The organism is Streptococcus sp. GMD4S (assembly GCF_000296955.1).
This window is the reverse complement of the sequence record NZ_AJRE01000503.1, coordinates 1-1,425: the sequence shown is the minus strand read 5'-3', so window position 1 is coordinate 1,425 and position 1,425 is coordinate 1. Positions and strand designations below refer to the sequence as shown.

Sequence of the window (1,425 nt, the reverse complement as noted above, 5' to 3'; positions counted from 1 at the left end):
GATACATCAAAAGTAGGTTTATTTTCCTCCTCCTTTTTCTCCTCTATTTTCTTGAATACAGGTTTTATAAAGGTATCTTTTGATAGATTAAGAACATAGCCGGCGTCTTTTTTCCCTTCGAAACCAGAAATTTCCCAACCATCAAATTGGTATCCTTTTTCTAATTCACCCATATAGACAGGTAACATAAAATCTTCTTCCGACACTATCGTTGAACTCATTTCTTTTCCATTTTGAATGGTCACAGTTACCCTATGAGGTTTTAGTTCACTTACCTCTCCCGTATCTTTGTTTAAAATGAATTCTTTTACGGTTGTATTTCTTGCGAAATCTTTTACAACAATCTTAATGTTTAGTGTCTTATCTGTTAGTTGTTTGATATCATCAAATGATTTGTATTCTTTTCCATTTACATAAATATGTTGTTCTTGAATCTCACCATCGAATCCATTATTTCTTTTATCATTGATGTTAAAGACTACAGATTTTCCATTAGCATATTCGATACTAGTATTTCCCTTAGGATCAATGCTTACTTCAGGTTTGACATTATCATATAAAAATTGATAGTGTACTCCAACCGCTTTCGCATTCAAATCGCTATAGCCAGTTTGAAGATAAACATTTCCATCCATATCTGTTACCTTATCTGGAAATCCGTTTGCTTTATAGTCTTTCATTCCCCAGTCCATGATGTCGCCGTCTTTAACATTAAGCTTAATGTTAAAATCTCTAGTGTTATCAATGTGTAAATCTCCGTAGATTAAATAATTATCTACAACTGATTCATTAACTCTCAACTCCCAGTTAAAACCACCCTTATCAGAAATCTTACCTCTTAAATAGAATTCTGGATTTCGTACATAAATTTTATTAGATTTAGATGGATTAAAGTAGTTCTTGTCCATTGAAAGATTTACTGATTTGGTATCAATAAATAACGTAGAGCCATCTTCTTTTATAGCTTCGACGTTGGACTTATCTTCTCCAGTGTACTCTTTACCATCCTTACCAAATAATACCAGTTTAGAAGGATCTGTCACAAGATTTCCATCTTTATCGATTGCCTCCCCTTTATCATTCATTTTAAATGTAAACACTTGATATCTTACAATGTTAAAGCCGTCCAAAGCCGACATTAATACTGATTGAGTACTTCTTCCATCTTCAACATTTCTACTATCAGCATAAATTGTTGTTTCTGATAAGACTCTTAGATTAGGATTGGCCTTTTGGATTTTTGCTATATCTTCCTTGCTATAGACTCCATTCCCTTCTAACATATCCGTTTTCCCAGGATTATAGGTAGTCACTTTTAGTGCATAGCCTTTTCTTAGAATGATGTTATCCTTTAACAGATATTGTTGTTTTTCTGAATCAGAATAGATTTTACCAGATTCCATGTCCGTTAAATTGTTTGGTTTG

At 32.8% G+C, this 1,425-nt stretch carries 1 pseudogene; it reads right to left on the bottom strand.

Going from position 1 to position 1,425, the window contains the following annotated elements:
- A pseudogene (locus GMD4S_RS12120) lies at positions 1 to 1,425 on the bottom strand (serine protease); the annotation flags it as partial.